This window comes from Chromobacterium sp. Beijing, assembly GCF_021496765.1.
Lineage (GTDB): Bacteria > Pseudomonadota > Gammaproteobacteria > Burkholderiales > Chromobacteriaceae > Chromobacterium.
On record NZ_CP053750.1, the window covers coordinates 2261213 to 2286467 of the forward strand.

The 25255-nt window shown below is 66.0% G+C and carries 28 protein-coding genes and 1 tRNA gene; 12 read left to right on the forward strand and 17 right to left on the reverse strand.

What is annotated here, in order from left to right:
* Positions 1-10: 10 nt before the first annotated feature.
* Together folK and pcnB are read right to left on the reverse strand one after the other, a co-directional pair.
* Positions 11-499: a 2-amino-4-hydroxy-6-hydroxymethyldihydropteridine diphosphokinase gene (folK, locus tag HQN78_RS10400; RefSeq protein ID WP_235089404.1), complete on the reverse strand. Its 489-nt coding sequence runs from the start codon at positions 497-499 to the stop codon at positions 11-13.
* Positions 500-1858 carry a polynucleotide adenylyltransferase PcnB gene (pcnB, locus tag HQN78_RS10405; protein ID WP_107800225.1) on the reverse strand — a complete coding sequence of 453 codons (1359 nt, stop codon included), beginning with the start codon at positions 1856-1858 and terminating at the stop codon, positions 500-502. It abuts the gene before it with no gap.
* A 203-nt stretch (positions 1859-2061) separates the two neighbouring features.
* Here pcnB and HQN78_RS10410 point away from each other — a divergent pair, with 203 nt between their 5' ends.
* From HQN78_RS10410 to HQN78_RS10430, 5 genes are all read left to right on the forward strand, one after another.
* Positions 2062-2820 carry a hypothetical protein gene (locus HQN78_RS10410; RefSeq protein WP_235089405.1) on the forward strand — a complete coding sequence of 253 codons (759 nt, stop codon included), beginning with the start codon at positions 2062-2064 and terminating at the stop codon, positions 2818-2820.
* Positions 2821-3147: 327 nt separating this feature from the next.
* Positions 3148-3447, forward strand: a complete 300-nt coding sequence (locus HQN78_RS10415; protein ID WP_107800227.1) for a hypothetical protein — start codon at positions 3148-3150, stop codon at positions 3445-3447.
* A gap of 138 nt (positions 3448-3585) precedes the next feature.
* Entirely contained in the window at positions 3586-4992 is a 1407-nt protein-coding gene (locus tag HQN78_RS10420; protein WP_235089406.1) for an MATE family efflux transporter, read from the forward strand.
* The gene (gene murB, locus HQN78_RS10425) at positions 4989-6014 is read left to right on the forward strand and encodes a UDP-N-acetylmuramate dehydrogenase (RefSeq protein WP_235089407.1); all 1026 of its coding nucleotides are present in this window, start codon (positions 4989-4991) and stop codon (positions 6012-6014) included. Before HQN78_RS10420 ends, murB begins: the two co-directional genes overlap by 4 nt.
* Positions 6015-6058: 44 nt before the next feature.
* A complete protein-coding gene (locus HQN78_RS10430) occupies positions 6059-6670 on the forward strand; it encodes an HAD family hydrolase (RefSeq protein ID WP_107800230.1) in 612 nt (203 codons plus the stop codon).
* An 11-nt stretch (positions 6671-6681) separates the two neighbouring features.
* Here the strand turns inward: HQN78_RS10430 and HQN78_RS10435 are convergent, their stop codons facing one another.
* Positions 6682-7062, reverse strand: a complete 381-nt coding sequence (locus tag HQN78_RS10435) for an MAPEG family protein (protein ID WP_107800231.1) — start codon at positions 7060-7062, stop codon at positions 6682-6684.
* A 33-nt stretch (positions 7063-7095) separates the two neighbouring features.
* Positions 7096-7770 carry an energy-coupling factor ABC transporter permease gene (locus HQN78_RS10440; RefSeq protein ID WP_107800232.1) on the reverse strand — a complete coding sequence of 225 codons (675 nt, stop codon included), beginning with the start codon at positions 7768-7770 and terminating at the stop codon, positions 7096-7098.
* Between the two features lie 100 nt (positions 7771-7870).
* On the opposite strand from HQN78_RS10440, the gene nadC reads away from it, so the two are divergent.
* Positions 7871-8716, forward strand: a complete 846-nt coding sequence (gene nadC, locus HQN78_RS10445) for a carboxylating nicotinate-nucleotide diphosphorylase (RefSeq protein WP_235089409.1) — start codon at positions 7871-7873, stop codon at positions 8714-8716.
* An 86-nt stretch (positions 8717-8802) separates the two neighbouring features.
* Positions 8803-10683, forward strand: coding sequence for a GGDEF domain-containing protein (locus HQN78_RS10450; RefSeq protein WP_107800234.1), 1881 nt, complete (start codon positions 8803-8805; stop codon positions 10681-10683).
* On the opposite strand, the gene HQN78_RS10455 is transcribed toward HQN78_RS10450, so the two are convergent.
* The 3 genes from HQN78_RS10455 to trxA form a co-directional block, all read right to left on the reverse strand.
* Positions 10661-11329 carry a CoA pyrophosphatase gene (locus HQN78_RS10455; protein WP_235089411.1) on the reverse strand — a complete coding sequence of 223 codons (669 nt, stop codon included), beginning with the start codon at positions 11327-11329 and terminating at the stop codon, positions 10661-10663. The genes HQN78_RS10450 and HQN78_RS10455 overlap by 23 nt on opposite strands.
* 183 nt (positions 11330-11512) lie before the next feature.
* Positions 11513-12769, reverse strand: a complete 1257-nt coding sequence (gene rho / locus HQN78_RS10460) for a transcription termination factor Rho (protein ID WP_043591613.1) — start codon at positions 12767-12769, stop codon at positions 11513-11515.
* Positions 12770-12892: 123 nt separating this feature from the next.
* The gene (trxA, locus tag HQN78_RS10465) at positions 12893-13219 is read right to left on the reverse strand and encodes a thioredoxin TrxA (protein ID WP_039755088.1); all 327 of its coding nucleotides are present in this window, start codon (positions 13217-13219) and stop codon (positions 12893-12895) included.
* A gap of 225 nt (positions 13220-13444) precedes the next feature.
* Between trxA and fabI the strand changes: the two genes are divergently transcribed.
* Positions 13445-14233 carry an enoyl-ACP reductase FabI gene (gene fabI, locus HQN78_RS10470; protein WP_043591772.1) on the forward strand — a complete coding sequence of 263 codons (789 nt, stop codon included), beginning with the start codon at positions 13445-13447 and terminating at the stop codon, positions 14231-14233.
* Positions 14234-14374: 141 nt separating this feature from the next.
* On the opposite strand, the gene HQN78_RS10475 is transcribed toward fabI, so the two are convergent.
* Positions 14375-14770, reverse strand: a complete 396-nt coding sequence (locus tag HQN78_RS10475; RefSeq protein ID WP_235089412.1) for a nuclear transport factor 2 family protein — start codon at positions 14768-14770, stop codon at positions 14375-14377.
* A 141-nt stretch (positions 14771-14911) separates the two neighbouring features.
* On the opposite strand from HQN78_RS10475, the gene HQN78_RS10480 reads away from it, so the two are divergent.
* Positions 14912-15430, forward strand: coding sequence for an AraC family ligand binding domain-containing protein (locus HQN78_RS10480; RefSeq protein WP_235089413.1), 519 nt, complete (start codon positions 14912-14914; stop codon positions 15428-15430).
* A gap of 5 nt (positions 15431-15435) precedes the next feature.
* A complete protein-coding gene (locus HQN78_RS10485; protein ID WP_235089782.1) occupies positions 15436-15666 on the forward strand; it encodes a helix-turn-helix domain-containing protein in 231 nt (76 codons plus the stop codon).
* On the opposite strand, the gene HQN78_RS25530 is transcribed toward HQN78_RS10485, so the two are convergent.
* The 4 genes from HQN78_RS25530 to HQN78_RS10500 all read right to left on the reverse strand — a co-directional run bounded on the left by HQN78_RS25530 (position 15644) and on the right by HQN78_RS10500 (position 19037).
* Entirely contained in the window at positions 15644-16195 is a 552-nt protein-coding gene (locus HQN78_RS25530) for an extracellular solute-binding protein (RefSeq protein WP_255701230.1), read from the reverse strand. The genes HQN78_RS10485 and HQN78_RS25530 overlap by 23 nt on opposite strands.
* A complete protein-coding gene (locus HQN78_RS25535; RefSeq protein ID WP_255701231.1) occupies positions 16183-16740 on the reverse strand; it encodes an extracellular solute-binding protein in 558 nt (185 codons plus the stop codon). The genes HQN78_RS25530 and HQN78_RS25535 overlap by 13 nt, the downstream gene beginning before the upstream one ends.
* 30 nt (positions 16741-16770) lie before the next feature.
* Complete coding sequence (locus tag HQN78_RS10495; protein ID WP_235089414.1) at positions 16771-18174, reverse strand: FAD-binding oxidoreductase; 1404 nt, start codon at positions 18172-18174, stop codon at positions 16771-16773.
* Between the two features lie 86 nt (positions 18175-18260).
* Positions 18261-19037, reverse strand: a complete 777-nt coding sequence (locus tag HQN78_RS10500; RefSeq protein WP_227107619.1) for a helix-turn-helix domain-containing protein — start codon at positions 19035-19037, stop codon at positions 18261-18263.
* A 79-nt stretch (positions 19038-19116) separates the two neighbouring features.
* Between HQN78_RS10500 and HQN78_RS10505 the strand changes: the two genes are divergently transcribed.
* Positions 19117-19683: a GNAT family N-acetyltransferase gene (locus HQN78_RS10505; RefSeq protein ID WP_107800241.1), complete on the forward strand. Its 567-nt coding sequence runs from the start codon at positions 19117-19119 to the stop codon at positions 19681-19683.
* 79 nt (positions 19684-19762) lie between these two features.
* Positions 19763-21352, forward strand: a complete 1590-nt coding sequence (locus HQN78_RS10510; protein WP_227107616.1) for a hypothetical protein — start codon at positions 19763-19765, stop codon at positions 21350-21352.
* Positions 21353-21527: 175 nt separating this feature from the next.
* Here HQN78_RS10510 and HQN78_RS10515 read toward each other — a convergent pair whose 3' ends face one another.
* From HQN78_RS10515 to pheT, 5 genes are all read right to left on the reverse strand, one after another.
* Positions 21528-21866, reverse strand: coding sequence for a putative quinol monooxygenase (locus tag HQN78_RS10515; RefSeq protein ID WP_370646607.1), 339 nt, complete (start codon positions 21864-21866; stop codon positions 21528-21530).
* 196 nt (positions 21867-22062) lie between these two features.
* Positions 22063-22139 (reverse strand) — tRNA-Pro (locus tag HQN78_RS10520).
* Positions 22140-22157: 18 nt separating this feature from the next.
* The gene (locus tag HQN78_RS10525) at positions 22158-22523 is read right to left on the reverse strand and encodes a MerR family transcriptional regulator (RefSeq protein WP_107800244.1); all 366 of its coding nucleotides are present in this window, start codon (positions 22521-22523) and stop codon (positions 22158-22160) included.
* Positions 22504-22806, reverse strand: a complete 303-nt coding sequence (locus HQN78_RS10530) for an integration host factor subunit alpha (protein WP_019103243.1) — start codon at positions 22804-22806, stop codon at positions 22504-22506. The genes HQN78_RS10525 and HQN78_RS10530 overlap by 20 nt, the downstream gene beginning before the upstream one ends.
* A 75-nt stretch (positions 22807-22881) precedes the next feature.
* Positions 22882-25239: a phenylalanine--tRNA ligase subunit beta gene (gene pheT, locus HQN78_RS10535; protein WP_235089415.1), complete on the reverse strand. Its 2358-nt coding sequence runs from the start codon at positions 25237-25239 to the stop codon at positions 22882-22884.
* Between the last annotated feature and the right edge of the window lie 16 nt (positions 25240-25255).

Genomic DNA, 25255 nt, shown 5'->3' on the forward strand with positions numbered 1-25255 from the left:
CGCTTCCTTATTAGCTAGTTGTTTTGAGGCGCTCCACGCCCTGATCGGCCAGCCCTGCGGCCAGTTCGCCGACCGTGCCCAGCGCCGGCAGCGCCAGATCGGGAGCGATCTCCGCCAGCGGGATCATGACGAAGCCGCGCAGATGCATGCGCGGATGCGGCAGGGTCAGGTCTTGGTCGCTCAGGGCGACGCCGCTGTAATACAGCAGATCCAGATCCAGCACCCGCGGCGCGTTGCGGAAGGTGCGCACCCGGCCGAACTCGGCCTCTATCGCCAGCAGCCGGCGCAATAATTCGCGCGGCGCTAGCGCGGTGTCCACTTCCGCCACGGCATTGATGAAGTCCGGCTGATCGGCATAGCCCACCGGCGCGGTGCGGTACAGGGCGGACTGCCGGGTCAGCGCGGTGTCGGGCAAGGCGGCGATCGCGGCCAGCGCGGCGCGGATCTGCGCCGCCGGCTGCTCGAGATTGCTGCCCAGCGCGATGAAGGCCTGCGCCACTTAGGCCTCTCCGCCCGGCTCGTCCGCGGCTTTGCGGCGATTGGCGGGGCGGCGGCGGCGGCGTTTCTTGGCCGGGTCCGGCTCGCCGCTGGCTTTGGCGATGTCCAGCAGCTGCTCGCGTTCGTCCTCGTCGGCGCGCTGGAAGTCATTCCACCAGGACACCAGCTTCATGTCCACCTCGCCGGCTTCTCCGCGCAGGGCGAAGAAATCGTAAGCGGCGCGGAAGCGCGGCTGCTCCAGGAAACGGTAGGCGCGCTGGCCGCTGCGGCTGTCGAAACGCGACTGCAGCATCCAGATTTCGCGCATGGTCACGCTGAAACGGCGCGGAATGGCGAAATCGTTGTCCTGCTCGGACTCCACGTCGGCAATCGCCTGCGCCAGCGCGTACACCGCGCGGTCGCCGGCGTTCAGGCGCTTCTGCCAGCGCTGATGCACCTGCTTCCACAACAGGGTGGCCAGCAGGAAGCCCACCGACACCGGCTTGTCGGCGCGGATGCGTTGATCAGTGCTTTCCAGGCCCAGCTTCAAGAACAGGTCGTCGCCCTTATCGTCCAGCACCGCGTCCAGCAGCGGGAACACGCCGCGCGCCATGCCTTCCTCGCGCAGCTTTTTCAGGCAGCCGTAGGCTTGGCCGGACATCAGCAGCTTGAGCATTTCGTCGAACAGGCGCGCCGGCGGCTCTTTCTTCAGCAGATGGGCGTGGGTGCGGATCGGCTTGCGGGTGGCCTCGTCGATATCGAAGCCCAGCTTGGCCGCCAGGCGCACCGCGCGCAGCATGCGCACCGGGTCTTCCTGATAACGGCGCGCCGGCTGGCCTATCATCACCAGCTTGCGGGCGCGCAAGTCCTTGACGCCGTGGTGATAGTCGATGACGGTTTCGTCGGACGGATCGTAGAACAACGCGTTGACGGTGAAGTCGCGGCGGTGCGCGTCCTCTTCCTGGCTGCCGAAGCTGTTGTCGGCCATGATGCGGCCGGTTTCATTGGTGTCGTCCACCGAACCGCCGCGGAAAGTGGTCACCTCGATGGTTTCCGGTCCCATCATCACGTGGACGATGCGGAAACGCCGGCCGATGATGCGGGAGCGGCGGAACACCCGGTGCACTTCCTCAGGCGTCGCGTTGGTGGCGACGTCGAAATCCTTCGGCGACACGCCCAACATCAAGTCGCGCACGGCTCCGCCCACCACATAGGCGGCGAAACCGGCCTCCTGCAGTCGGGTGGTGACTTTCAGCGCAGCGGAGCTGAGCTGGTCTCGGCGGATGCCGTGTTGCGGCAGAGGAATCACGCGCGCCTTGGTGCGGCGCTTGCCCATGCCGGCGGGCAGGTCCAGTACTTTACGGATAAACTTGCGGATCATTATGAGAAGATAGTCGACTTGGAATGCCAGGATTCGCAAGACTAGTAGGTAGTCAAGCCGGCGATTATATCCCTATTCTTTGCAGAAAATACAATTCGCCGCCATATCCCGCCGCATCGCAGCGCCCATGGCCGCCAATTGCCCCCCATCGGCGATAGGCATACAATCGCTGCCGATTCGCCGACTCCGACAAGACCCCTCCCGTGCGCCCTACTCTCAGCTTTCATCTCCAGACCATTCCCAACGTGCCCGCCATCCGCCAGCTCTACCAGCTGGACGGCGAAATCGGGGAGGCCGACGTCGCCGATTTCGTGCTGCAGCGCTGTCGCGCCCAGAGCGGCACCGACTTTATCCCCTTCCACTTGCACCGCGTCGTCGCCATCGCCGGCGTGCTGCAACAGGATGGGCAAACCCGTCTCGTCCAAGGGCTCGCCGCCGACGCAGGCGACGAGGCCGCGATGCTGGCGGACTGGCTGAACCTGCTGCGCGACAGCCGGGCGCGGCTGGTCAGCTGGGACGGCGCGCGGCTGGAACTGCCGGTGCTGCGCCACCGCGCGCTGGCGCTGGGCCTGCCGCTGGCGGAACAGCTGCGCGCCGGAGCGGACTGCTCGTCTCAGGTCTCGCTGAGCGAGATCCTGAGCGGCGGCCACGCGGAGCTGGCCACCCCGCAGGGCGAACTGGCCCGACTGTGCGGCCTGCCCGGCGAGGCCGAGCTCAACGGCCCGCGGCGCTGGGAACTGTACCGCGCCGGCGACGTCGGCGCGCTCGCGGAACACAATGCGCGCCAGGCCGCCAGCTGCCATCTGCTGTGGCTGCGCCAGCAATGGGTGGAGGGCGCGCTGGATTCAGGCGCCCACCAGGCCTGTAGGCAAGGCCTGCGCGCCGTCGTCGCCACGCAGCCGGAGCCGCACTGGCGCGGCTGGCTGGCCGACTGGCCCGCGGACGCTCCGCAAGGGGATTGACAGCCAAAAGCCAAAGGCATAGGCTGACGTTCATGCGCCGATTTGACACAGCTTGCGGGCGCTTAACAAATGCCAGCTAAAGCGTTAAAACGGTCAACCCGCTTGCGCTCTTAGTCGTAGGCGGGTTTTGTTTTACCCGTACAGGCAGTTAAGCGGACCCGTCGCTTCGGATCGATGCATGAGCCGCGCCCCGTTTCCATTTCGGGCATGCGCGGCTGGCGCCGAGTTAATGACAACTTGCAGGGCGCCCAAAAATCCTGCTAAAGCGTCGCCGGCGATACTCAGGACCGGCGCGCGAACCGCGACCGAACCGACTGGAGAACCGCCATGTACGACTGCCTGCAAGACAGCTATACCGATTTTTCTTTTGCCAATTTCGACGCCGTGGGAAGACCTCGCCCCCTTTGCGGCAGCCTGAGCGCCTCTCCGCTCACGCCGGCCGACGCCCCCGCCCTGCAGCAGCTGGCGGATTTCGCCCATGAACTGGGCTATGACCTGGACCGCAACGGCGAACAACTGACCGTGCGGGACATTTCCCTGCTGGACGCGCTCAGCATCAACGCCCGCTTCGGCGGCGAGCTGCTGATCAGCTGCGATCTGCGCCGCGACCCGCCCGCGCGTTTCTGACCCCGTCTCCCGCGCCGCCGGGAGCGCCTTGCGTTCCCGGCACGCGCCATGTCGCCCCATTGTCATGGCGCGACAAAGACAAGCCCGCCCCGCAGCCGGTATAATGGCCAGTTCTCCGTGCCATCCCGCCCTACTCCCATGCTGTTTGAAATCAATCGCGCCCCGCGCGGGGCCGTGCTGCTGGAAGCCCGTCAAATCAGCCGGCTGGCCTTGCCGATGATGATCGCCCAGATCGCCCAGGTGGCCACCGCCTTCGTCGATACGGTGATGGCCGGCCGCGTCAGCACCGACGACCTGGCCGCCGTCTCTCTGGGCGCCAGCGTCTTCATCACCTTCTACGTCACGCTGATGGGCATCGTCACCGCGCTCAATCCCATCCTGGCCCACCAGTTGGGCGCCGGCGAGCACGACAAATTCAAGGACACCGCGCGCCAGGGCCTGTGGTTCGGCCTGCTGATCGGCCTCTTAGGCGCGGCGATGATGATGGCGCTGGAGCCGGCGCTGCGGCTGTGGCTGCACCTGCCGCCGGAAGTGACCGACAAGGTGATGCTCTTCATCACCGGCGCCGCCGTGGGCATGCCGGCGGCGATGACCCACCGCGCGCTGCACGCTTACGCGTCCAGCCTGGGCCGCCCCAAGGCCATCATGGTGGTCAGCCTGCTGGCGCTGGCGCTGAACGTTCCGCTCAACTACATCCTGATCCACGGCCTGTTCGGCCTGCCCAAGCTGGGCGGCGCCGGCTGCGGCTGGGCCACCGGCATCGTGTTCTGGTTCAATTGCCTGGCCCTGCTCGCCTATGTCAGCTGGCATCGCAACTTCCGCCAGTTCCGGCTGCTGGAGCGGCTGCGCGGCCCGGACTGGCGCATGTACCGCGGCTTCCTCAAGCTGGGCGTGCCCATCGGCCTGTCCTTTTTCGTGGAAGTCAGCCTGTTCTCCTTCATCGCGCTGCTGATCGCCGAACTGGGCACCGTGGTGGTGGCCACTCACCAGTCCGTGCTCAATTTTTCCAGCATCATCTACATGCTGCCGCAGAGCGTGGCCACCGCGATGTCGGTTCGCGTCGGCCACCACGTCGGCGCCGGCGACTACCGCGCCGCGCGCTTCAGCTCCGGCGTCGGCCTGCTGCTGGGCCTGAGCATGGCCTTCTGCGCGATGCTGGTGGTGCTGCTGTTCCGCGAGCCCATCATGCGCATGTACACGCCGGACCCGCGCGTGATCGCGATGGGCTCCACCCTGCTGCTGTTCGCCGCCGTCTACCAGCTGACCGACGCCGCCCAGACCATCGCCTCCGGCGCCCTGCGCGGCTACAAGCTGACCACGGTGCCGATGATCATTCACATCCTGTCGTTCTGGTGCGTCGGCCTGGGCCTGGGCATCACCCTGGGCCTGACCGACTGGCTGAGCAAGAAGCCCATGGGCGTGTTCGGCTTCTGGACCGCGCTGGTGATCAGCCTGAGCGTGGCCGCGCTATTCCTGACCCGCTACCTGGCCGGCGAAAGCCGCCGACGCCTGCATCGACAACTTCAAACGGAACCGGCGCCATGAGCCTGAGCTTCAGCCACCATCATCCGCTCAAATCGCTGAACACCTTCGGCATGGACGCGCGCGCGCGCGACTTCTGCCGGCTGGACGCGCTCTCGGAGCTGCCGGCGCTGCTGGACAGCCCGGCCTACCGGGCCGGGCCGGTGCTGTGGCTGGGCGGCGGCAGCAATCTGCTGTTCACCCGCGACTACCCCGGCCTGGTGGTCAAATTGGAATTGCGCGGCGTCCGTCTGCTGGAGGAGAGCGGCGAGGACGTGATCGTCGAGGCCGCCGCCGGCGAAAACTGGCACGATTTCGTGCTCCACACCCTGGAGCAAGGCTGGTACGGCCTGGAAAACCTCAGCCTGATTCCCGGCACCGTCGGCGCCAGCCCCATCCAGAACATCGGCGCCTACGGCGTCGAGGCCAAGGACCACATCCACCAAGTCGTCTGCGCCGATCTAGAGCGCGGCGGCGCCGAACTGACGCTAAGCAAGGCCGACTGCCGCTTCGGCTATCGCGACAGCGTGTTCAAGCACGAGGCCGCCGGCCGACTGCTGGTCACCGCCGTGCGTTTCCGCCTGTCGCGCGCGCCGCGGCTGCGCACCGGCTACGGCGACATCCAGCAAGAACTGGACGCCGCCGGCATTGCCGCGCCCACGCCGCAAGACGTCAGCGACGCGGTGATCCGCATCCGCTCGAGCAAACTGCCCAACCCGGCCGAGCTGGGCAACGCCGGCAGCTTCTTCAAAAATCCGGTACTGCCGGCGGAACAGGCGCAGGCGCTGCTGGCGCGCCATCCGACGCTGCCGCACTACCCGGCCGCCGACGGCAAGGTCAAGCTGGCCGCCGGCTGGCTGATCGATCAGTGCGGGCTGAAAGGCCATCGCGACGGCGACGCCGGCGTGCACGCGCGCCAGGCCCTGGTGCTGGTCAACTACGGCGCCGCCAGCGGCGAGCAGATGCGCGCGCTGGCCGACAAGGTGCGCGCGGAAGTCCGTCAACGCTTCGGCGTGGAACTGGAGCCGGAACCCATCGTTCTCTAAACTGCAGGCGCGAGCCGTTCGCGCCCTAGACAAAAGGCTAAGCAATGCATTCAAGCGTAGATGTGCTGGTATTCGATCTGGGCGGAGTATTGGTGGACTGGAACGGCATCGATCCGCTGGTGCGGCTCTCCCAGGGCAAGCTGGACCCGGAACAGGCCCGGCGCTTCTGGATGGAAACGCCGTGGATCGCCGAACTGGACACCGGCGCCTGCACGCCGGAGGCCTTCAGCGCGGCGATGGCCGAGCACTTGGGACTGGACATCGGCGCGGCGGACATGACCGCGCAACTGGACAGCTGGCTGCGCGGCGCCTACCCCGGCGCGGCGGAGATGCTGGCCCGGCTAGGCGAACGCCACCGCCTGGCCGTGCTCAGCAACAATAATGCGCTGCACTGGGGCAAGATCGAACGCGAATTCGATCTGCTGCACCGCTTCGACCGGCTGTTCGCCTCCCACCTGATCGGCCTGCGCAAGCCGGACGACGCGGTTTACCGCCATGTGCAGGACGAGCTGGGCGCGGCCCCGCAGCGCATCGCCTTTTTCGACGACAATATAGAATGTGTGGACGCCGCCCGCCGCGCCGGCTGGCAGGCCTTCCACACCAAGGGCCTGGACCAGGTGCAGGCCGCGCTGCGCGCCAACGGCTGGCTGGATTAGGCCTAACCGCGCTAGAACACCCCGCCGGCCTTGCAGAAAATCGCCACCACCGTCAGCAGGCCGATCAACCAGGACAGGGAACGCAGCGCCGCCCGGTCGGCCAGATACAGCAAGCCGTGCGCGATCCGCGCCGCGATGAAAACCGCGGCGGCGGCGTCCAGAAACGCCGGCGGCACATGCATCCCCCAAGCCACCAACACCGCCGCGGCGAAAGTCGGGAACGCCTCCCAGGCGTTCTGCTGCGCCCAATTGGCGCGCAGCCGGTAACCGCTGGCCTGGGCCATCGCCTCCCGAGGCTTGTGGTTGTCCACTCGCGAACCGGCCTTGGCCACCCCGGCCCAGATCAAGGGCAGCAAGGCCGCCAGCAAAATGCTCCATAAAGCGAAGGGCATGGTTTCTCCTTTAGCGTGTAAAAGGCCGCCCGCTCACGGCGAGCGGCGCCTGTGTCCCAGATAGCGCCCGTCGTCGAAGGTCGCCACCCATTCCGGTCGGTAAACCACCAGCACCGCCGCCAACAAGCCGGTGGTGAAGGCCTCCGACCACGACAGTAAAAAATAGAACGGCAGCGTCTCCTCCAACAACTGGTCCCAGGGATAGGCGCCGGCCAGGCCCAAGGCCAGCAAACCCGACAAGCCGGCGGCGAACATGCCGGCCCCGCCGGCGAGGAAGCCGTTGACGAAGACATAGACGAACAGATTGCTGGGCAGGACGCGCTGGCTCAAACGCAGCGCCGCGGCCGACAGCGCCACCGGCGGCACAATCATGCTCAGATAGTTCAGGCCCAGCGCCTGCGGATCGGCCTGTCCGCTCACAGCCAATGCCAGCAAGGGAAGCGCCAGCGCCAGCAAGGCCAGCCACGGCCCCATCATCAAGGTGAACAGGCCGGCGCCCAGCAAATGGAAGGACAAGCCGGGGGCCACGCCGCCGCGCAGCAGCCACAAGGCCAGCGCCAGCACGCAGGCGCCCATCCAGGCGTTGCAGGCCGGCAAGGGCAGGCCGCGCCAGGCCACCCGCCGCGCCGCCAGCGCCAACAAGGACAAAGCCGCGCCGTTGCTCAGCCAAAGCGCGGCGTCGGGGAAAAACGATGCGGGTAAATCCATGGCCTACCTATCGGCTTATATATCCATTTCGAATGATACCAGAGCGCGCGCACCAATCCGCCGCCATTGGGTACAATGACGTTTTCTTGGAGAGTCCCGCATGCCCGCCTTGCCCGCCCCTCACCTGATCGCCCAACAGGTCGCCGCCGCCCTGGCCGAAGACATCGGCCGTTGCGACTGGACCGCCCTGCTGATTCCCGAACACAGCGCCGGCGCGGCGCGGGTGACGGCGCGCGAAGCGGCCACGCTGTGCGGCCAGGCCTGGTTCGACGAATGCTTCCGCCAGGTCGATCCCCGCTGCCGGGTGGAATGGCTGGCCGCCGAAGGCGAGCAGGTCGCCGCCGGCGCCGTGCTGTGCCAAATCGACGGCCCGGCCCGCGCGCTGCTGACCGCGGAGCGCTCCGCGCTGAACTTCCTGCAAACCCTGTCCGCGGTCGCCAGCGAAACCCGCCGCTACGTAGACGCCGTGGCCGGCACCCGCGCCCGGATACTGGACACCCGCAAAACCATGCCCGGCCTGCGGCTGGCGCAGAAATACGCGGTGACCGCGGGCGGCGGCGACAATCAGCGCGTCGGCTTGTTCGACGGCATCCTGATCAAGGAAAACCACATCATGGCCGCCGGCGGCATCGCCGCCGCGCTGCGGGCCGCGCAACAGCTGGCCCCGGCCGAGGTCAGCCTGCAAATCGAAGTGGAAACGCTGGAGCAACTGGAAGAGGCGCTGCTCCACGGCGCCAAGCTGGCCCTGCTGGACAATATGTCGCTGGAGCAAATGCGCGAAGCGGTGCGGCTGACCGCCGGCCGCGCCCAGCTGGAAGCCTCCGGCGGCGTGGACTTCGACACCGTGCGCGCGATTGCGGAAACCGGGGTCGACCGCATTTCGGTGGGCAAATTGACCAAGGACGTCCGCGCCGTCGACCTTTCCATGCGCTTCACCGCGGCCTGAGGCGCCGTCCGGGCCCGGCGGCGGGCCCCTGTCATACTCCGCCGCCTAGCGCTATAACTGGTTCATAACCCCCAATAACGAGCGTCATGGACTTCAACCTCCGCAAACGGAACAAACGCCCGGCACGCTATGCGATCTGGGGTTCCATCCTCTTCCTGCTCGGCACGCTGGCGCTGGTGGCCCTGGAACTGCTCAACACCTATCACCAGGAAGAGGAAAACGCGCTGCGCCAGGCCAACGGCCTCAGCCAATTGCTGGCGGAACGGCTGGCCGCCGGCATCAGCGAAGCCGGCCTGATCCTGCAAAGCAGCAGCCAGCTGCCGCAGGTCCAGACCCTGCTTCACACCGGCACAAGCGGCGAGGAAGGACAGCAGAAGCTGTATCAGCAGCTGCAGCAGCAACTGCAGCTGGCGCCCTATCTGAGCCGGATCGAAATCATAGACAGCGCCTGCCAGGCCATCTTCACCAGTCGCCAGGCCGCCATCGTGCGCCAGCCCCACAATGAATTCTGCCGCTGGCTGCATCGCAACGAAGACCCGGAAAACAATTACACCGCCGCTCAGCACAATCCCGAACAACACGGCATCGTCCTGGCCAGCAAGCTGCGCGACGAAGGCGGCAACGTCATCGGCATGGCCGCCGGCGTCATCGCCAATAACTTCTTCCAGGACGAGGTCTCGCGCGTCACCGTGGGCGAGCACGGGGAGATCCTGGTGCTGGACCAACGCCAGCTGATGGTGGCGCGCTGGCCCAAGCCCCCCAAGGGACTAGAGCGGCAATTCCGACCGCTGCAGCCGGCCAAGCTGCTCAGCCGCGACGGCAATCAGGCGCAATTCAGCGCGCCGTCCAATATCGACGGCGTCACCCGCCTGTACAGCCAGAGCCAGACCGGCCGCTATCCCTTCCAAGTGGCCGTGGGCCTCGCCCGCAAGGATTTCACCCGCTCGGTGCAGGAGAAGGCGATGCTGGCCCTGCTAGGCTGGCTGTTCATCGCCGGCATGACGCTGCTGGCCCTGCGCAACTATCTGTCCAATCTGCGCCAGCACACCCTGCTGAGCCGCAGCACCGATCTGATCCGACAAAGCGAGGGAGAGGCGAAGCTGATCCTGGACACCGCGCCGCTGGCGCTGTTGCTGGTCAACCCCAAAACCCGCCGCATCCAGCGGGCCAACGCGCTCGCGCGCGCCATGTTGCAACTGCCGCCGCGCGCGCCGGGCACCAAGGAGGATTCGGACATCCTCAACCTGCCTTTTCGACTACAGCCGCTGGAGCAGTGGCTGGAAGCCGGCCAGGAGATAGAGAATCAGGAAATGGAACTGGAGCTGGAGGACCACAGCCGGCTCTGGGTCATCGTCTCGCTGCGGCCCCTGGGCGAACGCACCCCGCCGTCCACGCTGGTGGCGCTCTACGATATTTCCAGCCGCAAGCAGTTGGAGCAGCAATTGCAGGAAAGCAATCAGCAACTGAGCGAAATGGCGGCCACCGATCCGCTGACCCATTTGTACAACCGGCGCTACGCCGACATGATGCTGAAAGACGAAATCAGCCGCTGCGAGCGTTACGGCCAGTCGATGACCATCGCGGTGTTCGACATCGACCACTTCAAGCAATTCAACGACCGCCACGGCCACCAGGCCGGCGACAATGTGCTGGTGGCGGTGGCCAACGCGCTGACCGACACCACGCGCAACACCGATATCAGCGCGCGGGTGGGCGGCGAGGAATTCCTGGTGATTTTCCCCTGCACGCGTCTGCGCGACGCTCAAAAGGTGATGGAACGGGTCCAGGTGGTGCTGAGCCAGACCCGCTTCCCGCTGGTGGACCAGAGCGTGACCTTCAGCGGCGGGCTGACCGACTGGCGGCCGCACGACACGCCGGAACTGATGCTGGCGCGCGCCGACCGCCTGCTCTACGAAGCCAAGGTCGCCGGCCGCAACATCCTCTTCAACGATCTGGACATGATCTGAACGGCGGCGGCTCCTGCCCGGCCACGCCCAAGGCGTCGGACAGCAGCCACAACATCGCCGCGGTGGCGCCCCAGATGCGGTGGCGCTGCCAATCCAGCGACAGATAGGCCCGCAGCTGGCCGTCGTCGCCCTGATGGCTGTGGCGCTGGTAAGCGCCGGTATCCATCAGCAGCGGCAGCGGCGCCTCGAACACCTCGGCCACCTCGCCCGGCTCCGGGCAGAGTTCGAACGGCGGCAACACCAGGCCCACCACCGGCGTCACCACGAAGCCGGTAATCGTCACATAATCCGGCAAGCGGCCCAGCAGCCGGACATGGCTTTCCGCCAGCCCGGTCTCCTCCCGCGTTTCGCGCAGCGCGGCGCGCTCGGCCGAACCGTCGTCCCGCTCCAGCTTGCCGCCCGGAAAGCTGACCTGGCCGGCGTGCGCCGGCAGGTTCTCCGCGCGACGGGTCAACATCACCGTCGGCCCCTCGTGCCGCCACACCAGCGGCACCAGCACCGCCGCCGGCCGCAGCCCGCCGTCGGCCGGCCGGAAGCTGAAATCGCCCACCCTGCCGGTAAAGTCATAAGCCGACAGCCGACCGGCAATCCAGTCGGCCGCTTCTCCCGCCTCCATCGACCACATTTTATTGTCCCCTGCCGTCATCCGCTCGCCGGGCCAACGCGCCGGCGATGTTCTTGCTCCATCTTAGGCCAAATCGCGGCCCCGCTGTCGGCGCCGCCATCGGTATTAACAAAAAACCCGCGCGCCGGCGCCTGAACGACGCCGGCCGACGCGGGCAAAAAAAATGCCAGGCTGGCAGCCTGGCATTCTTGCGAGCATTTCCGCTCAGCGGCGCATCGAGTCGAAGAACTGCTGGTTCGACTTGGTGGCCTTGATCTTGTCCTGCAGGAATTCCATCGCCTCCAGATCGTCCATCGGGTAGAGCAGCTTGCGCAGTACCCAGATGCGCTGCAATTGGTCCTGCGGAATCAGCAGCTCTTCGCGACGGGTGCCGGAACGGTTGATGTTCAGCGCCGGGAAGATGCGCTTCTCGGCCATGCGACGTTCCAGATGGATTTCGCTGTTGCCGGTGCCCTTGAATTCTTCGTAGATCACATCGTCCATGCGGCTGCCGGTATCGATCAGCGCGGTGGCGATGATGGTCAGGCTGCCGCCCTCTTCCACATTGCGCGCGGCGCCGAAAAAGCGCTTCGGGCGCTGCAGCGCGTTGGCGTCCACGCCGCCGGTCAGCACCTTGCCGGAGGCCGGCACCACGGTGTTGTAGGCGCGCGCCAGACGGGTGATGGAGTCCAGCAGGATCACCACGTCCTTTTTGTGTTCCACCAGGCGCTTGGCCTTCTCGATCACCATCTCGGCCACTTGCACGTGGCGGGTGGCCGGCTCGTCGAAGGTGGAAGACACCACTTCGCCCTTGACCGAACGCTGCATCTCGGTCACTTCCTCCGGACGCTCGTCGATCAGCAACACGATCAGCACCGCTTCCGGATGGTTGGCGGTGATGGCGTGGGCGATGTGCTGCAGCATCACGGTCTTGCCGGACTTCGGCGGCGCCACCAGCAGGCCGCGCTGACCTTTGCCTATCGGCGAGATCAGGTCGATGATGCGGCCGGTGATGTTCTCTTCGGCGCGGATGTCGCGTTCCAGCTTGAACTGCTCGGTGGGGAACAGCGGCGTCAGGTTCTCGAACAGAATCTTGTGCTTGGAGTTCTCCGGCGCTTCGCCGTTGACCTTGTCCACCTTGACCAGCGCGAAGTAACGCTCGCCGTCTTTCGGGGTGCGGATCTCGCCTTCGATCGAATCGCCGGTATGCAGGTTGAAGCGACGAATCTGCGACGGGCTGACATAGATGTCGTCCGGGCCGGCCAGATAGGAGGTGTCCGGGCTGCGCAGGAAACCGAAACCGTCCGGCAGCACTTCCAGGGTACCTTCACCGAAAATGCTCTCGCCTTTTTTGGCCTGGTTTTTCAGCAAGGCGAAGATCAAGTCCTGCTTGCGCAGTCGGTTGGCCCCGTCGATCTCGTTGGAAATGGCCATTTCAACGAGTTCGGAAACATGAAGATGTTTTAGATCAGATAAGTGCATAGCAGCCGTAGGTCGACTCGGTAACGATTTAGCGGAACGCTGAATTCGGAGGGTGGCGTAAAAATGGAACGGGCAACGCGTCAATCGCTACCCGTTTTGAGATTTTGCTGGAGAATAGACGCTTTACAGTTGGCTGTCAATGAAGGCGGTCAACTGGCTCTTGGCCAGCGCGCCCACCTTGGTGGCGGCAACCTGGCCGTCCTTGAAAATCATCAGCGTCGGGATGCCGCGGATGCCGAATTTCGGCGGCGTCAGCTCATTCTGGTCGATGTTCAGCTTGACCACTTTCAGGCGGCCTTCGTATTCCTTGGCCACTTCGTCCAGGATGGGAGCGATCATCTTGCACGGACCACACCACTCGGCCCAGTAATCGACCAGCACCGGCAGGTCGGCTTTCAGAACATCGGTATCGAAACTGTCATCGCTTACGTGGTGGATCAGATCGCTCATGGTTTCCTCGCTATTTATATGGTGGCGCAACTACTGCAATTGATGTGTGATGGTAGCAAGCGCGGAGTGCCGGGGCAACCGGAAATCCGGCGCGCGCGGCGCGCTCCGCGCTTCGCTCTTTCCTTATATACCACCGGAAAGCGTCCGACCTGGCCGACAATGCCGCTGCTGAAACGCCCCGGCTTCGGTATAATGCGCAGCTGTTTATTCCGAGAAGGACTCCAAATGGGCTTTCTGCAAGGCAAAAAGATTCTGATTACCGGCATGATCTCCAACCGCTCCATCGCTTACGGCATTGCCCAGGCCTGTCATCGCGAAGGCGCGGAACTGGCGTTCACCTATGTGGTGGACAAACTGGAAGACCGCGTGCGTGAAATGGCCGCGGATTTCGGCTCCAAGCTGGTTTTCCGCTGCGACGTGCAGAACGACGAAGAAATCAATAAATTGTTCGCCGATCTCGGCAAGGAATGGGACGGCCTGGACGGCCTGGTCCACGCCATCGCCTTCGCCCCGCGCGAATCGCTGGAAGGCGACTTCCTGGACGCGCTGAGCCGCGAAGCCTTCCAGACCGCCCACGATGTGTCCGCCTACAGCTTCCCGGCGCTGGCCAAGGCCGCGCGCCCGATGATGCAGGGCCGCAACGCCGCCTTGCTGACCCTGTCCTACCTGGGCGCGGTGCGCGCAATCCCCAACTACAATGTGATGGGCCTGGCCAAGGCCAGCCTGGAAGCCTCGGTGCGCTTCATGGCCGCCAGCCTGGGCAAGGACGGCATCCGCGTCAACGGCATTTCCGCCGGCCCGATCAAGACCCTGGCCGCCGCCGGCATTTCCGGCTTCTCCAAGCTGCTGGCCATGGCCGCCGGACAGTCCTGTCTGCGCCGCAACGTCACCACCGAGGAAGTGGGCAATACCGCCGCCTTCCTGCTGTCCAATCTGTCCTCGGGCATCACCGGCGAAATCACTTATGTCGACGCCGGCTTCAGCATCAACTCGCTGAATGTGCCGGAAGCCTGATTCGATCGCCTCCAAATGAAAATGGACCCGCCGGGTCCATTTTTTTCGCCCTCGCCGCTGCGCCGCGGACTTCAACGGCCTCCAGGACGACGATCCGCCCCGGCAGGCCGCCGGGCGCTTGCGAACCCGGTCAAGCCCGCATCAGTGGCGGGACCCCAGATCCCGGTCCTCGGTCGTTCCGCTCAGCATATGCGTCAGTTCGTCGCAGGCGCGCACCATGCCGTCTTGCACGCGGAATTCGGCGATGACCAGCATGCTCACCCGGCCGCCGTCCCGCTTGTCCGCGGCGACGCGATGGCGAGTGAACACGCGCTCGCCCTGCTCCGCCCAACTCAGGATTTCAAGATCGACCCGGCTGCACGTCTGCTTCAGATGGCGCAAATGCTTGATGAAATCGGCGTAATCCAAGCTGCGGCCGTCCGCCTGCTGGCGATAATCGGGATGCACCAGCTTCGCCAAACGGTTTTCGTCCAGTTCCGGGCGCAGCAATGCGCATTCGAATAATTCGCGCACCACGGCGATAGCGCTGTCTTGCATGGTTTGACTCCTTATAGAGGGGTGATATCGACGGTGGGCGGCGCGGCCGAAACCCGTCCCGCCACAATGGCCAGTATCCGTCCGGGCGCTGATGGCGTGTTATCGCTATAATGTCATCTAATATCTCAAACAGGCCAAACCATGCTGCTCGCCGCCGCCCGCATCCGTCACGACGACGCCGACCCCGAAGCCTGGCACAGCCATGACAGCGGCCAGCTCAGCTTGCTGCGCCGCGGCGTGCTGAACATCGCCACCGACGGCGGCCGGCTCTGGCTGCCGCCCGGCCACCTGGCCTGGATTCCTCCCGGCGTGCGCCACGCCTCGCACCGCCACGGCCTGATAGACGGCATCAGCCTGCACTTCGCCGCCGCGGCCTGCGCGCGGCTGCCGGCCGACGCGCAAGCCATCTCCTGCGACGCGCTGCCGCCCGCCATCATGCGGCGCGCGCTGGATTTTTCCGCCCCACCCCTTCCCAGAGAGCTGCGGCTGCTGGAGGTCTTGCTGGATGAATTGGAACACTGCCCGCCCTTGCGCCTGAGCTTGCCCTTGCCGCAAGACCGGCGCGCGCGCCGGGTCGCCGACGCGCTGACGGAGGCCCCGAAGACCCGCGCTCGCGCGACGACTGGGCGCAATGGGCCGGCCTCAGCGGACGCAGCCTGAGCCGTCTGTTTCCGGAGCAGACCGGTCTCAGCTTCCAGGCCTGGCGCCGTCGGCTGCGGCTGTTGAAATCGCTGGAATATCTATCGGCCGGCCAGCCGGTCGGCGCCGCCGCCTGGCGCTGCGGCTACGACAGCCCCAGCGCCTTCATCGCCGCCTTCCGACAGACTTTCGGCCGCACGCCGGCCCAATTGCTGGGCCGACCCTCGGAATCCTTCAGCGATAGCTATTGTTCTTGAACTGATTGAACAGCCTCACCCGCTCCCTTTGCAGCGCCGGCGGCACCCGTCCCTGGCCGCGCAGCTTGCTCATGCCGGCCGCGTCCGGATAGAGGTTGCGGTCCGCCGTCAGCGCGCCATCCAGCAAAGGCCGCGACGCCGGCAAGGCGTTGGGATAGAACAATTCATTGCTGATTTCCGCCATCACCTCCGGCCGCATCATGAAATCGAGGAAGCGATGCGCGTTGTCCGGATGCGGCGCGTCCTTGGGGATGGCGAAAGTGTCCACCCACAACTCCGCGCCCTTGGGCGACAGCAGGTAGCGGATCTTGCGCGGACTCTTGGCCTCGCCCGCGCGACGCGCGGCGATGTAGGCGTCGCCGGAATAGATCATCGCCGCGCAAAGCTCGCCGTTGACCAGATCATTGATGGGCGTGGAGGTGAACACCCGCACATAGGGCCGGACCGCGCGCAGCAGGTCGGCGACGGCGGGCAGATCCTCCGGCCGGTTCCGGCCAGGGTCCTTGCCCAGGTAGATCAAGGCCTGCACCGCCACCTGGCTGGGGACATCATCATGGAAACGCCGCAGCCGCGCAGCTTGGACGCGTAAGCCGGGTCGAACAACAAGGCCAGCGCGTCGGCCGGCGGTGGCGCGCCGCCCAGCGCCCGCCTCACCCGGTCTTCGTCGATGGCCACCGAGGTGGTGCCCCACAGATAGGGCAGCGCGTAACGGTTGCCGGGATCGGCCGCGGCCAGCTGCCGCAGCAGCGCCGGGTCCAGTTGGCGGTAATTGGGCAGCTTGCCCTTGTCCAGCGGCCGGAAGGCGCCCGCCGCCAGCTGATTGGCCAGGAAGCTCATCGACGGTCCCACCACATCGTAGCCGCTGCGGCCGGTCAGCAATTTGCCTTGCAGGATTTCATTGCTGTCGTATACGTCGTAACGCACCTTGATGCCGGTCTCGCTCTCGAAACGCCGCAAGGTCTGTTTGCCGATGTAATGACTCCAGTTGTAGACGTTCAGCACCTTCTCTTCGGCCGCCTGCGCCGGAACGGCCAGGCAGCAGACCCAGATCCCCACCCCAATGCGTCGCCACATGAATGCTCTCCCGATATCGCGCGCCGGCCATCAGGCCAGCAAAGCCTCCAGGGCCGCCGCCAGCTTGCCCGCGCCGCGCCGGGCCCAGGCCGGCGCGCTCCCGTCGGCGCACAGTTTCTCTTCCAGCCCGTAAGCGCTGCGCACCAGGTGGTAACCCAGCCACGGCACCGGCTCCGGCGCCCAGCGGCGCACCCGCTCCAAACGCCCTTCCGGCATGACCCAGGGCATGGAAGCCAGATCGCCGTCGCGCTCCAGAATCAATTCCGCCAGCGTGCGCCCCATCAGATTGGCGGCTCCCACGCCCTCGCCGCCGTAGCCGCCGGCCATGGCGATGCCGGCGCGCCGGTCGAACAAGGCGTAGGGCGTGAAAGCGCGCGCCACGCCCAGCGTGCCGCCCCAGCGGTAGGGCGCCGCCGTCGCGCCCAAGGCCGGGAACAGCCGACGCAGCAAGCGCTCGCGCCAGGCGAACTCGGCGCCGTTAGGGTCGAAGTCCCACTGCGCGCGGCCGCCCAGCCGGTAACCGCCGCGCGCGCCGAACACCAGGCGACCGTCCGCGCTGCGTTGGCCGTAAGTCACCATCCGGCTCAAATCGCCGAAAGCCTGGCGGCGCCCCAGTCCGATCTCGTCCCACTGCGCCGCCGACAGCGGCTCGGAGGCCAGCAGCAGGCTCTGCACCGGCAGCAGGCAACGGCCCAAACGCGAAAACTGCCCGGCCGCGCCCTCCAGCGCCGGCACGATGACGTCCGCGCTCAAGTCGCAGCCGTCCAGCCCCGCCACTCCGGGAGCCAGCCGGCGCACCGGGCTATGCTCGTGAATGCGCACGCCCAGCCGCGCCGCGGCCCGCGCCAGGCCTTGCGCCAGCCGGGCCGGCTGAACCACCGCGCAATGCGGGGAGAACACCCCGCCGCGCACGTCTCTCGCGCCCAGCTGCGCCCGGGCTTCCTCGCGGTCCAGCCAACGGAAGTCGGCCTCGCCGTGACCCGCCCGTCGCAGTTCGCGCAGCCAGTTCCGTCCCATCGCTTCCTGCTCCGGATAGCGCGCCGCCGCGTACAGCACCCCACCATGGGCAAAATCGCATTCGACGCCTTCGCGCGCCAACACCGCGGCCACTTCGTCGACGATGCCGTACAGCCGCCGCCGCGCGTGTTCGCGCCGCTCGCCGTCCAGACTGAGCAAATGGACGTCCTGATTGGCCAGCCCGCCTATCAGCCAGCCGCCGTTGCGTCCGGACGCGCCGTAGCCGCAGGTTTCCGCCTCCAACACCGCCACATCCAGCTCCGGCGCCATGCGCTTGAGGTAGTAAGCCGTCCAAAGGCCGGTGTAGCCGCCGCCGATCACCGCCACGTCGCAGCGGGCCGACTGCGTCAACGGCGGCCAGGACCGCGCCGCGGGACTTTGATCCAGCCACAGACAAGCTTGGGACTCGATCCCCATGAATGCTCCTTGGCGATAGCCCCGAACCTGGGGCGGACCCGAACAGACTAAGCCGGCGCCCGCGCCGCGTCGTGCGCGCGGGACCGCTAGGAATCGGCGGAAAAGTAGCGCTGCGGCGTGGTGCCGGTTTCCAGACGGAAAGCCTTGTAGAACGTGGAGGCGGACTTGAAGCCGACGGCGAAGGCCATGTCCAGCGGAGCGGCCGGCGGCCGCGGCAGCGCCAGCAGATGGCGGACGCGCTGCTGATTGAGCCAGGCGTAGAAGCTCAGGCCCAGCGCCTGGTTCAAGACGTGGGAGATCTGATTGCGGGTGTAGCCGGTGGCCTGCGCCACCTGGCCCAGGCTCAGCTCGCAGTCCAGATAGGGCCGCTGTTCGGCGAAATAGGCTTGCAGGTCCGCCAGCAGCCGCGCCAGCCGCTGCGGGTTCAAACCGATGCGATCGCCGGTCCGCTCCCCGCTCAAACGCACCGGCGTACAGTACTCATGCACGGAGACGATCAGGCCGTCCCGCACCCGGATCGCCTCGCCGCCTTGAAAACTGGCCAGTTTGCCGCTGGAGGCCAGCCGGATCACATAGCGGTATTGGATGAAGGCGGTGTCGCCGTCGACGCGGATGCGGTCGGTGTGCTGCAAACTCTCCTTGCCGCCGTCCGGCATGCTCTCGGCCAGATAGGCCGGCAAATCGGCGTAAGTCAGCGTCAGATTGCGGTAGAAATCGCAATATTCGACCTCCAGATGAAACAAGGCCAGCGCCGCCCGCGCGTCGCGCGCGCGCCAGCATTCGTGGTAGCGCCGCGCCACCTCCCAGGTGGCCCGGCTCTCGGCATCCCAAGCCGCCCGCGGGCCGGCCGTCGTTTCCGCCATGACTGTCTCTCTCCCGCGCCCTTGGCGGCTGTTATCATATAGCTCGACCATACCCGTCCATTGCGAGGAGAGCCAGCCGATGGAGATACTGATCTTCCCCGAAGCGGAAGTGCCCGCGGAACTGCGCATGCAAGTGCTGGCGCTACAAAACCTGGCCTGGCCCGGAGAGCCGCCGGCCGGTCCCGAGCCCATCCACGACCCGGCGCTCGCGCCCTTGTCGCTGCTGCTGGTGGAAAACCGCCGGGTGCTGTCGGCGCTGGACATCCTCAGCAAAACGCTGCGCCACGCCGGCGAGGACTTCCAGGCCAGCGGCATCAGCTGCATGGTCACCCAGCCCGAGGACCGCAGCCGCGGCCTGGGCCGGCTGCTGGCCGCCTCCGCGCGCGAAACCATGCAGGCCAACGGCGCCGATCTCGGCATCTTCACTTGCGACCGCCCCCTGCGGCGCTTTTACCAAAGCTGCGGCTGGAGCGAACTGCCGGGCGCCGTCTTGATCGGCGGCACGCCGGCCGCGCCCTTCCCCAGCAGCCAGTTCGACAAGGCGACCATGGCCTGCTTTTTCAGCGACAAGGCCAGGCGGCTGGCGTCGCGTTTCGAAGATTGCGAGATCGCGCTCCATCCCGGGGACATCGACCGGCTGTGGTAAGCGCCCCGCGGCGACATCGCCTCCTCGCCGGCAAGCGCTCCCCGCCTTGCCGGCCTCCTGTTCAGCCCCCATTCCAACCATGACAGAAGCTCCCGACCTCATCGAAATCGAGTTGTCCGCTCCCTACCGCGTCAAGGGCGAGGCCGCCCGCGGCCAATCCGTCTGGCTGCTGGCCCGGCTCTGGCACGCCCAGCAGTTCGGCGACGGCGCGGTGTCCGCCGCCGCCCTGCGGCTAGGCTTTCCCGGCCAGAACAATATCCGCATGCTGATCTCGCGCGCGTTCGCCGACTTCGCCCGCTGGGGCGTGCAGGCCGGCTGGGGCGCCGCGCGCGGCCGGCCCATCGCCACCCTGCCGCTGAACGGACGCAGCCGCGGTCCGTTCTGGCTGACGGCCGACATGGCCTCGCGGCTGCGTTTCCGCGCCGGCGGCGTCGAGGTGGAGCGGGATTGGCTGGAGCACTTCCTCGGTCTTCGCCGGGAAAAACCGGAAAGCCCGGCCGGCGATCTGTCCTATCTGATGCGCGACATGCGCTTTTGGCAACAGATGGCGCAGGCCATCCGCGACGAATACGACGGCTTCGGACGCCGCCCCAGCCGCCAGGTGGCGGAATCCTTCCACGTCGCGCGTCAATTCGCCGGAGACGATTTTCAGCAAGCGCTGGCCTTGATGAAAGAAAGCCTGGCCCTGCGCCGCAGCGCTCAACTGGACGGCAGCCGCAGCGCGTTGAAGCGGCTGGACCGAGTGCTGGACGCCGGCAGCGTCCATCACGCCCATCCCACCTTCGCCGCGATGGCCTGCATCGTCAAAGCCTGGGAGCGTTACTCCCAAGGCGACGCCGACGCGGCGCGGACCGCGCTGGAACACCTGCAAACCTCGCCGGAGCTGCAGCCGGTTTTCCGCTACAACCCGCGCGTGCGCTTCGAATGCCTGAACCTGCTGGCCCTGCTCCACAAGCACGCCGCCACCAGCGGCGCCGGCGCCGCGCGCCAACGGGACGAGGCCGGCGCGGCGCTGCAAGCGCTGAGCGGCGCGCTGGAAGCGGCTTACGAGGCGGACTCCATCGACGCCGCCCAACATGTGGCCGCCAATATCGGCTGGTGCTTGTGGCTGTTCTGGCAGCAGGGGCTGGTCGACCCGGAACGCGAGCAACGCGTGGGCGCGGTGCAGTTGCAGGCGATGCGCTGGCTTGGGCTGTCCGAATGGATTTGCGACCGCTTCGGCTACGGCAGCGGCTCCGCCTGGAATCTGATCTTCATCCTGCGCATCGCCCGCGGCAACTGCCCGCCGCCGCGTTCGCGCAGCCTCTCGGCCTTCCGCGCCCAGCAACCGCTGGCGCTGGAAGACGCCATCGCGGCCTTGCAGCCCTTGCACGCCTCCTTGTCTCCGGCCAAGGGCTTCAGCCGCTGGTCCTCGGCGGCGGTCCTGGCGCTGGACGAGCAACTCGCCGGCAACGCCGCCTTCCCTCCTCTGCAACAAGCCAATCTATTGCTGGAAGCCGCCTGGTTCCTGCTGCATGAGCAGGGCGCCGGCCGGGAGGCCGCGGACGCGCTGTCCCGCCTCCAGGCCTTGCTGCCATCGCTGCGGCGCGGCGAGCGCAGCTTTTTCAACAGCGAGCTGCAACGGCTGCCCATCGAAGCGCCTCTGACCGACATCCGCCCAGAAAAATAGCCGGCAAGGCCGGCGGGGAACGGTAAGCAGCGTTTGGGTCTGTTCAGCGTCTCGCGAGCGAGGGCGAGACAAGGCGAAAACCGCTGAGAAAGCGGAATGCATTCGTGGTGCATGAGCATTTCTAGGCGGTTTTCAACGCCGCATCGCCAACGCGTAGCAGGTTGTAAACAGGTTCTTAGGCCGGGTTCAGCACATGCACGGCCAGGCCGGCCACCGCGCCCTCGGTCGCGGCGACGAAGGCGCGCAGCGGCGGCGCGTCCAGGTGGCGGTCCAAAGCCGCCTTGCTGGTCCACTTCTCTATCACCACCAGGCTGTCCGCGCCATACGGCTGCGGCGAATCCGCGTGGTCCAGCGCCGGGCCGTACTCGATGCAGCCCTCTTCCTCGCGTACCAGAGGCACGATCGCATTCAACTCGCGCAAAATTACGGCGCGCTGGCCCGGCTTGGCCGTAATCACGGCTACTACATGCAACATGGCAATCCTCACAAAAGTCGGCGATACGCCGCCGCGCATCTCCGCGGCGGCCACAGGAATACGGCAGGCGCAGAAACAAATGGTTCGCCGCCGTCTATCGGGCAATAAAAATCGCCCGCTGAATTCGACTCATTGAAGGGGATGGAATTAGAAGGATTTCTAATATTTGGAGGGGAAAATAAAAAAAGCTCTGCAAACGCAGAGCTTTTAAATATTTGATACTTTTGGAATTCTTTGGTCGGGGCGAGAAGATTCGAACTTCCGACCCCCTGCACCCCATGCAGGTGCGCTACCAGGCTGCGCTACGCCCCGACTCGAGAGAAACGTATTCTAAACTGCTTTTTGATTTTTGCCAAGCCCTGAATCAAGCCATTCCAAAATCGCCTCCAACTCGGTCCTGACTTCCTGGGCCGTTGCCGGGCGCACTTCTTGGCCGTCCGCGCCCAGACGCTGGCGGGCGCCGTGGATGGTAAACCCGTCGTCATATAACAGACCGCGAATGCGCCTGACCAATAACACTTCGTGATGTTGGTAATAACGGCGGTTGCCGCGGCGCTTCACCTGGCGCAATTGGGAAAATTCCTGCTCCCAATAGCGCAGCACATGCGGCTTGACGCCGGTGAGCTCGCTCACCTCGCTAATGGTGAAGTAGCGCTTGGACGGTATCGGCGGCAGATCAGCCTTGCTTGTTGGCATGGAATTGCTCGACCATTCCCTTGAGTTTCTGACTAGCGTGGAACGTTACCACACGTCGCGCGGTGATGGGAATCTCTTCCCCGGTCTTGGGGTTGCGACCCGGACGCTGCGGCTTGTCGCGCAATTGGAAATTGCCGAAACCGGACAATTTGACGGAATCGCCGGACTCCAGGGCCTGGCGAATTTCCTCAAAGAACGATTCAACCATGTCCTTGGCTTCACGCTTGTTCAAACCCACTTGATCGAACAGCATGTCGGCCAGCTCAGCCTTGGTCAAAGTCATGTCACCCTCTCACACATCAATATTTCTAATCATTCAAAAGCCCGCCGACTCCGCGGCGGGCTCCACGCCTTGGGCTCAGCGCAACTGAGCGCCCAGCTCGGCGGCAACGCCGTCCAGCAGGGCCTTGAGCGCCGGCTCCACGTCTTCGTCGGTCAGCGTGCGGCTATTGTCCTGCAACATCACGCGGAAGGCCAGACTCTTCTTGCCCTCTTCCACGCCTTTGCCGCGATAAACGTCGAACAAAGCCACTTCGCTGACGATGGCGGCGCCGTGTTTGGCGAAGCAGGCCAGCAATTGGGCCGTTTCCACCGCCTCGTCCACCACCAGCGCCAGATCGCGGCGCACCGCCTGGAACTTGCTCACCGGCTGCGCCTTGATGGGCTGCCGCGCTTCCGCCGCCGCCAGGTCAAGTTCGAACAGCACCGGCGCGCTGGGCAGATCGTATTGCTGCGCCCACTTGGGATGCAGTTCGCCGATCACGCCGACAACCACGCCGTCCACCAGTACTTCGGCGCAACGGCCCGGATGGAAGGCCGGATGCGCGGCCTTGCAGAAATCCGCGCGCCGCGGGTGCAACAGGGCTTCGACATCGGCTTTGACGTCGAAGAAATCGACGCGTTCGGCCTTGACGCCCCATTGCTCCGGCAAGCGCGGACCCCAGGCGAGGCCGGCCACTTTTTCCGGCTGATCGAACCAGTCTGCGGATTTCTTGAACACGCGCGCCACTTCGAACACGCGCACGCGCGGCTGCTTGCGGTTGAGGTTGCCCACCAGCACGTCCACCAGCCCGCCGATCAGCGTGGAGCGCATCACGCTCATCTGCGAAGCGATCGGGTTGATCAGGCGCACCGGCTGCTCGTTGGCGGCGAAATCGCGCTCCCAGGCCTCGTCGACGAAGGCGTAGCTGACGATTTCCTGATAGTCGCGCGCCGCCAGCAGATGGCGGATCTGATCGCGCGGCCGCAGCTCTTCCCGCTGCGCCAGCATGCGCATGCCGGAACGCGGCGCGTCGGCGGGGATCGCGTCGTAGCCGTATACCCGCGCCACTTCCTCGATCAGGTCTTCCTCAATCGCGATGTCGAAGCGGAAGGACGGCACCTCCACGGTGAAGACTTCGCCGTCCAGACGGTGCGCCAGGCCCAGCCGTCCCAGAATTTCACCGATCTGCGCGCTGCTCAAGCTCACGCCCAACAGCTTGGCGCAACGCGGCACGCGCAGCTTGACCTCGCCGCGCCGCGGCAGTTCGGCCACGGCCTCCACCACCGGACCCGGCTGACCGCCGCAGATGTCCAGCACCAGGCGGGTGGCGCGTTCCATCGCTTCGCGCTGCAGCTGGAAGTCCACGCCGCGCTCGTAACGGAAGGAAGAATCGGAACCGAAGCCCAGCTCGCGCGCCTTGCCGGCGATCGCTTCCGGCGCGAAGAAGGCGCTTTCCAGGAAAATATCCGTGCTGGCGGCGGTGACGCCGCTGTGCTCGCCGCCCATGATGCCGGCGATGGCCAGCGCCTTGGTCTGGTCCGCGATCACCATGTAATCGGACTTGAGCTTGACGGTTTTCTCGTTCAGGCACAGCAGTTCTTCGCCGTCCTTGGCCATGCGCACGACGATGCCGCCGTCCAGCTTGGCCAGGTCGAAGGCGTGCATCGGCTGGCCTTGTTCCAACAATACGTAGTTGGTGATGTCGACCACGGCGGAAATCGAACGCAGGCCGGCGCGCTCCAGGCGGCGGCGCATCCATTCCGGCGTGGCGGCGGCGGCGTTGACGCCCTTGAGCGCGCGGCCCAGGTAGCGGCCGCAGCCAGCGGCGGCGTCTATGCTCACCGACAGCGCGTCGTCGATGACCGGGGCCACCGCGGGAATGGCCACCGGCGCCAGTTCTGCGCCGGTCAGCGCCGCCACTTCACGCGCGATGCCGCGGATGGACAGGCAGTCGGCGCGGTTGGGAGTGATTTTCAGCGTGAACAGCTGGTCGTCCAGGCCCAGGTAGTCGCGTATGCTCTGCCCCGCCGGCGCGTCGGCCGGCAGCACCAGCAGGCCGTCGACCTCGTCCGGCACGCCCAGCTCCTTGCCGGAGCACAGCATGCCGTTGGATTCGACGCCGCGCATCTTGGTCGGCTTGATCTTGAAATCGCCGGGCAGCGCGGCGCCGGGCAAGGCGCACGGCACTTTCAGGCCGACGGCGACATTGGGCGCGCCGCAGACGATCTGCACCAGTTCGCCCGTGCCCACGTCCACCTTGGTCACGCGCAGGCGGTCGGCATTTTCGTGCTTGGCCACTTCCTTGACTTCGGCCACCACCACACCGCTGAAGGCCGGCGCGGCGGCGTTGACTTCTTCCACCTCCAGGCCTGCCATGGTCAGCAGGTAGGACAGCTCGTCGGTGCTCAGCGACGGATTAACCCAGCTTCTCAGCCATTGTTCGGAAAATTGCATAGTATTCGGCTCCGTA